Here is a 5,629-nt window from a genome sequence, read left to right as displayed (position 1 = left end):
CCCCGCCGCCCTCCAGGCCCTCATGCCTACGACTGGCCGGGCAACGTGCGCGAGCTCAAGCTGCGCTCAGCTCCGCCGCGCTGAGCTCGATGCACACCGACATCGCCGCCAGCACCTCCACCAACCTGCCGCACCGGAGCCGGGCGCAGTCTTACCCCACTCGAGCGGATGGAGCGCGAGGAGCTCATCCGTGCCCTGGCCGAGTGCGATGGCAACAAGTCGATCGCAGCCGACCGGCTCGGTATCCCCGCTCCACCCTCTACCGCAAGATGCGCATGCACGGACTTGCCGGAGAACGCGTCTGATCGGCTCGCTGCTGCTAAGCGGCCCTACGCGGGCCGACGCACCTCGCCCGGTTCTCGATCGGGACGCAAGCCTCGCCAGGACGGATGACGAAACCCGCCACCCGCGCTGAAGGATCTGTACTCGATCTCGCCGACCAGGCGCGGCTCGACCCAGTGCACGGCGACGCCCCGACGTGCGCGGCCTGGCCACGCGTGCGTGAGTTGGGTCGGGCCGGTGATCGGCGGCTCATCGCGGCTGAGCACGCGTAGCTGCTCCAGCAGCTGCCGCCGTGCGGCATCGGTGAAGCCCGTGCCGACGTCTCCGGCGTAGACGAGGTCGCCCTGCTGGTCGTGCACCGCAAGGAGCAGCGAGCCCAGCACGTTTCGGTTCCCGCTCGACGGCGACCAACCCACGACGACGACCTCGGCGTTGTGATGCAACAGAGTCGTGATCCACCGGCGCTCCGGTACATCGACGCCCGCGGTGGCCAGGGCATCGGCGCTCGCGGGGTCGATGCCCGAGCAGGCGCCGGTGACTTGGGCAGTCCGGCCGGACAGCAGATGCCGTCCCCGGAAGCCAGCCGGACTCGTCTTCGCCGCCACCGCCGAACCAGTTCGACGGTTACCTAGCGTGATATTGGTGCCCTCTGGGCGGTCGTCATCGCCGAAATGGAGACGACCGTAGTCATACTGGGAGACATGACCACTAGTCCAACTCGTGTCACGAGCCAACAAAGTTGATCTACGGGACCACATAATCCCTGGTCAGACGCGGAGCGGACGACGGGAATCGAACCCGCACCGCTAGTTTGGAAGGCAACCAGCCAACGAGGACACCGGCCACCACCAGCAACAACAGTTGACGAGCCTTCCACGGCAGCAACAGCAACCACGCCGATCGCCCCACGTTCGTGTCACATGACGTGGCACGAGGACCCGTTGCCGTCAACCACCGAACGTGACCACGCTGCGTCGTCGAGACCTGGACCAGTCAGAGCCTCCCCGGTGAGGACCGAGCTTTGGAGACGCGGCCGGCTAGACGCGCCCAGCGTTGAAAGGTATGCCGGGCGACGACCACGTCTGTAGGCGCCGGCAAACACATGCCTGTCTAGGCCGTGTCCTGTAAGCCGGTGCGCAGCCATAACACGATCGCGGCGATGATGATCTCGGATCGGTAGTAGGCGGCGCATTGGCGTAGCGGGTGGCCAGGTCGCGGAACGGCTTGAGCCGGTTGAAACACCGCTTGACGACGTTGCGGTCGACGTAAAGGCTCGGGTCGAACGTGGGCGGGCGTCCGCCGCGGGAGCCTTTCGCGGCGCGGCGGGCGATCTGGTTGGTCTTTTCTCCGGGCTGGTGAACGCGATCCCGCGCTCGCGCAGCGCCGCCCGGGTCGAGGGGTGGGAGTAGGCCTTGTCGGCCAACACCCGGTCGGGACGCTGGCGTGGTCGGCCGGGTCCGTCGCGGCCGACCCGGATCTGATCCAGCAGCGGCAGCAGGTGTGGGTTGTCCCCGGCCTGGCCGGGGGTGAGGATGATCGACATCGGGGAGGCCGCGGCCGTCGGCGGCGAGATGGATCTTGCTGGTCAGCCCGCCCCGGGACCGTCCGAAGGCCTCACCGTCGACGACGGGGGCTTCGATCCAGTCGGTGGTGGCGCCCCCTTTCCGGAACCCAGCCGAATGCTGGTGGGCCCGGACGCTGGAGGAGTCCACGCTGACGATCCATGTCGATGGACCAGCCGGCGGCGAGGCCCCTGATGGCGTCGAGCTCCGCGACGAGCGATCGACCGCACCGACGCTGTGGTAGGCACCTGCTCGGCGGGACCGCTCGGGTCATCCGGCGACGCCGTGATCAGTACCCAGGCGAACGTTGCATCGACAGCAGAGACCTGAGACCGAGGCTGCCACCGAACCGCGCCGCCTCCGTGTCCGCCTCCATATCCGGGAAACGCGTGGCCAGCTTGTGGAACACGATCCTCGCCTCCAGCATGGCCAGCTGCTTGCCGAGACAGAAGTGCGGTCCGAACCCAAACGAGATCTGCCGGCCGGCGTTCACCCGCCGGAGGTCGAGTTCGCCCGGACTCTCGAAGACTCTCGGATCTCGGTTCGCACCGCCGATGATCGGCAGCACGGTCTCGCCCTTGCCGATCTCGAGACCGTCGATGAGGATCGGCTCGAGCGCGACCCGGGCGACGACAACTGAACAGGGCTCACGAACCTCAGGAGCTCGTCGATGCCGTTGTCGAGGAGCGACGGCTCCGCACAGAGTGCCCGCCACTGATCCGGCTGCCGGTGCATTTCCAGCAGACCGATGCCGAGGAGGTTGGTCGTTGTCTCGTGCCCGGCGAGCAGCAGCAGCACGTAGAACGCCGCGAGCTCGTCCTCGTCGAGCCGGCCACCGTCGCCTGCGCCCATCAGCGCTGCGACGAGTCCGACTCCGGTTCCGACCGACGCGTGGTGAAGACCAGATCGCTGACATACGAACGGAACTCCGTCATCGCCGAGGAGTGTCGGCCAGTATGTCGGGTGTGTTGGTGCCACGCCATCGGCCGAGCCTGCTCGACCATTCACGGATCAGCCCACGGTCGGCCTGAGGAACCCCGAGCAGGTCGACGATGACCATCATACGGCAGAACATGTGTCAATTGGGACACACTTCGACGGTGTCCCCGACGTTCGCGAGATCGTCGAGAAGGCCGTCGGCGTATCGAGAGACCTTCTCGGCCAGCAGGGCGGTCCGCCTCGGGGTGAACGCCCGCTGTGCGATGCTGCGCAGCCGCGAGTGACGTTCGCCGTCAGCGCGACTGAGCTGTTTCGTCTCGAAGTCGGCAACGTCCCAGTACAGAACGAGCTGCTCATCGGTGAATCCGCCTCGCACCCGCTCTGCGTCGGTGCCGGCGTAGAAGCCGTTGTTACCCAGCCTCCGGTCGTTCAGCAGTGACCTGACCTGACTGTATCCGAGTATCAGTGGCGCGATCCGGTCCAGTACGACGCTCCATGAGCCTGAGCGCGCTGCCACACGTCACCGGCGGACCCGAGCAGCGACGGATCAGCAGCGAGCAGTCGTGCAAGGTCGTTCGCGAGAGCGGCGTCGTCGAGCGCCGGTCTTTCGGATCCGTCGGCGGTCTCGGTCGACACGGATACCTCACTCATTTCTCCACTCCCGCGGAATCGTGGTCGGCGTTCGGACGCCCTTCGTCAGCGGCGGGCTCAGGCGGCCCCCGCACCCAGGAAACGCCGCAGAGAGCTCGGCGTCTCGATCGATCGTGGCCGGGTCGCCGTGCAGCACGATCCGTCCGTTGCGCATGACGTAGACGTCGTCGGCGACGGTCAACGCGGCAGCAGCGTTCTGCTCCACCATCAGGACCGAGAGGCCGCGCTCGCGGATCCCGCGTACGGCAGCCATGATCTCGCCGACCATCCGCGGGGAGAGACCCATCGACGGCTCGTCGAGGACGACCACCGTCGGCAGGGTCATGAGCGCGCGGCCGAAGGCGAGCATCTGCTGCTCGCCGCCGCTGAGCAGGCCCGCGGGTGCGGTGCGGCGCTCGTGCAGGACGGGGAACATGTCGTAGACCTCGTCGCGGACCCGCTGGTAGGAGCGGCGGGCCCGACGCAGGTAGCTGCCGAGCACCAGGTTCTCCTCGACGCCTCAGCGGGGCGATGATCTGGCGCCCCTCCGGCACGAGGACCATGCCTTGGCGCGCGATCGTGTGGGCCGGTGCGCCGGTGATGCGGCGGCCCTCGAGCTCCACCTCACCGCCGACGGTCGCGACGATGCTGCCCGTGATCGCGTTGAGCGTCGAGCTCTTGCCCGCACCGTTCGCGCCGAGCAGCGCCACGATCGCGCCCGCGGGCACGTCGTGGAGACGTCGCGGACCGCGGCGAGCTTGCCGTAGTGGACGGTGAGGCCATTGACCTTCAGTACGGAGTCATGAGCCGGCCTTTCCCGCAGCGACGGTCGCGATGTCGGAGTCGCCGATGTAGGCCTTGCGGACCGCGGGGTCGTTCGCCACGGTCTGCGAGTCGCCCTCGGCGATCAGCTTGCCGAAGTTGAGCGCGAACACGTGGTCGGTGACCGTGTGGATCATCGACAGGTCGTGCTCGACGAGCAGCTGGGTGAGTCCTCGGACCGGAGCGCCACCAGCAGCTCCCCGATCTCGTCGGTCTCCGCCCTGCCATGCCCGCTGCGGGCTCGTCGAGCAGCAGGATCGTCGGGTCCGTCGCAGTGACCTGGCGATCTCGACGCGGCGCTGCATGCCGTAGGAGAGCGCCTGGGGGTGGCGGTCGGCCATCGCCGTCATCCCCACCCGGTCGAGGCAGGCCAGGGCCTTCTCGCGGCTGGCCCGCTCGTCGCGGCGTGCGCGACCCTGCCGCAGCCACGTGCCGATCAGCGAGCGCGACATCACCCGCTTGTCGGCGCCGACCATGACGTTCTCGAGCACCGTGAGGCTGTCCTCGAGGTGCACCGTCTGGAAGGTGCGCGCGAGGCCGAGACCGGCGACCTCGTGGGCCGGGGCGCGGGTGTAGTCGCGGCCGTCGAGCTCGAGCCGCCCGCCCGAGACCACGCCCAGCTTCGCACGGCCGCGAGGAAGGAGCTCTTGCCCGAGCCGTTCGGGCCGATCAGCCCGCAACAGGCTGCCCCGGGGAACCGAGAGCGAGAGACACCGGTCGACGGCGCGCACGCCACCGTAGGCGACCACGAGACCGTCGGTGCGCAGCAGGATGTCGTCGTCGCTCATCGCCGCTCCACCGCCGCCATCATCGTCGTCCCGGCTCCCGGACGGGTTCGGGCGCCGGCTCCGTCGGGGTGACCGGCGGTGGCTTGCGCCGTTCGCGCAGCCTGCGCCCGACGTCCTGCAGCAGGCCGAGGATGCCGCGCGACGCGTAGACCGCGATGACCACGATGAGGGCCCCGTAGATGGCGGGCCACCAGTCGGAGACCAGGTCGAGCCCGAGCGACTGCAGCACGATCGGCAGCGACTGGATGAGCGCGGCTCCGATGAACGCCCCGCGCCAGGAGCGGAACCCGCCGACGATGGCCATCGTGAGCCCGAGCACGATCACCGGGAAGCCGCTGTCGGTGGGGCTGACCACGCCCAGGACCATGACGTTGAGGGCGCCGCCGAGCGTCCCGACCATGCCGGAGACGACGAAGGCGAGGTGCCGCGCCCGGTCGGTGTCGACGCCGAGGGATCGCGCGAGCTCCTCGTCCTCCCGCACGATCTCGTAGGCTCGGCCGAGCGCCTTGGACTCGAACGCCGTGAGCAGCAGCGCGACTACGACCACCACCGCGAGCACGACGGGCGCCGAGACCGTGGCCGGGACGCCGTACAGCCCGGTGGCGC

Annotated in this window: 8 protein-coding genes and 2 pseudogenes; 1 reads left to right on the top strand and 9 read right to left on the bottom strand. The window is 68.8% G+C overall.

The window, feature by feature from the left end; translation table 11 throughout:
• Window positions 1-168: 168 nt before the first annotated feature.
• Entirely contained in the window at window positions 169-393 is a 225-nt protein-coding gene (locus tag KPL57_RS73710) for a helix-turn-helix domain-containing protein (protein WP_226359374.1), read from the top strand.
• Here the strand turns inward: KPL57_RS73710 and KPL57_RS64465 are convergent.
• The 9 genes and pseudogenes from KPL57_RS64465 to KPL57_RS64425 all read right to left on the bottom strand — a co-directional run.
• Window positions 330-887, bottom strand: a complete 558-nt coding sequence (locus tag KPL57_RS64465; protein WP_226359373.1) for a hypothetical protein — start codon at window positions 885-887, stop codon at window positions 330-332. The genes KPL57_RS73710 and KPL57_RS64465 overlap by 64 nt on opposite strands.
• Before the next feature lie 311 nt (window positions 888-1,198).
• Window positions 1,199-1,825: a transposase gene (locus KPL57_RS73705; protein WP_226359375.1), complete on the bottom strand. Its 627-nt coding sequence runs from the start codon at window positions 1,823-1,825 to the stop codon at window positions 1,199-1,201.
• 308 nt (window positions 1,826-2,133) lie between these two features.
• Window positions 2,134-2,559 (bottom strand): cytochrome P450, encoded by a 426-nt coding sequence (locus KPL57_RS64450; protein ID WP_226359372.1) that lies wholly within the window; start codon window positions 2,557-2,559, stop codon window positions 2,134-2,136.
• A 363-nt stretch (window positions 2,560-2,922) separates the two neighbouring features.
• Complete coding sequence (locus tag KPL57_RS64440; RefSeq protein ID WP_226359371.1) at window positions 2,923-3,300, bottom strand: cytochrome P450; 378 nt, start codon at window positions 3,298-3,300, stop codon at window positions 2,923-2,925.
• A 126-nt stretch (window positions 3,301-3,426) separates the two neighbouring features.
• Window positions 3,427-3,915, bottom strand: a complete 489-nt coding sequence (locus KPL57_RS69035) for an ATP-binding cassette domain-containing protein (protein WP_308253565.1) — start codon at window positions 3,913-3,915, stop codon at window positions 3,427-3,429.
• A gap of 43 nt (window positions 3,916-3,958) precedes the next feature.
• A pseudogene (locus KPL57_RS73700) lies at window positions 3,959-4,141 on the bottom strand (ATP-binding cassette domain-containing protein); the annotation flags it as partial.
• A 72-nt stretch (window positions 4,142-4,213) separates the two neighbouring features.
• A complete protein-coding gene (locus tag KPL57_RS73695) occupies window positions 4,214-4,372 on the bottom strand; it encodes a hypothetical protein (RefSeq protein WP_374203996.1) in 159 nt (52 codons plus the stop codon).
• 100 nt (window positions 4,373-4,472) lie between these two features.
• Window positions 4,473-5,023, bottom strand: a pseudogene (locus KPL57_RS64430) (ATP-binding cassette domain-containing protein); the annotation flags it as partial.
• A 19-nt stretch (window positions 5,024-5,042) separates the two neighbouring features.
• On the bottom strand, window positions 5,043-5,629 hold a 587-nt coding region (locus tag KPL57_RS64425), incomplete at its 5' end, for a branched-chain amino acid ABC transporter permease (RefSeq protein ID WP_226359369.1).

The sequence above is a fragment of the Pseudonocardia sp. ICBG601 genome, from assembly GCF_020496245.1.
Note: the sequence above shows the minus strand (reverse complement) of the source record. Positions and strands in the feature narration are given on the sequence as shown.

Bases quoted from the DNA above. Each gene is read 5' to 3' on its own strand.
- KPL57_RS73710 (WP_226359374.1), top strand. From the start codon at position 169: ATGGAGCGCGAGGAGCTCATCCGTGCCCTGGCCGAGTGCGATGGCAAC.
- KPL57_RS73705 (WP_226359375.1), bottom strand. From the start codon at position 1,825: ATGTCGATCATCCTCACCCCCGGCCAGGCCGGGGACAACCCACACCTG.
- KPL57_RS73695 (WP_374203996.1), bottom strand. From the start codon at position 4,372: ATGATCCACACGGTCACCGACCACGTGTTCGCGCTCAACTTCGGCAAG.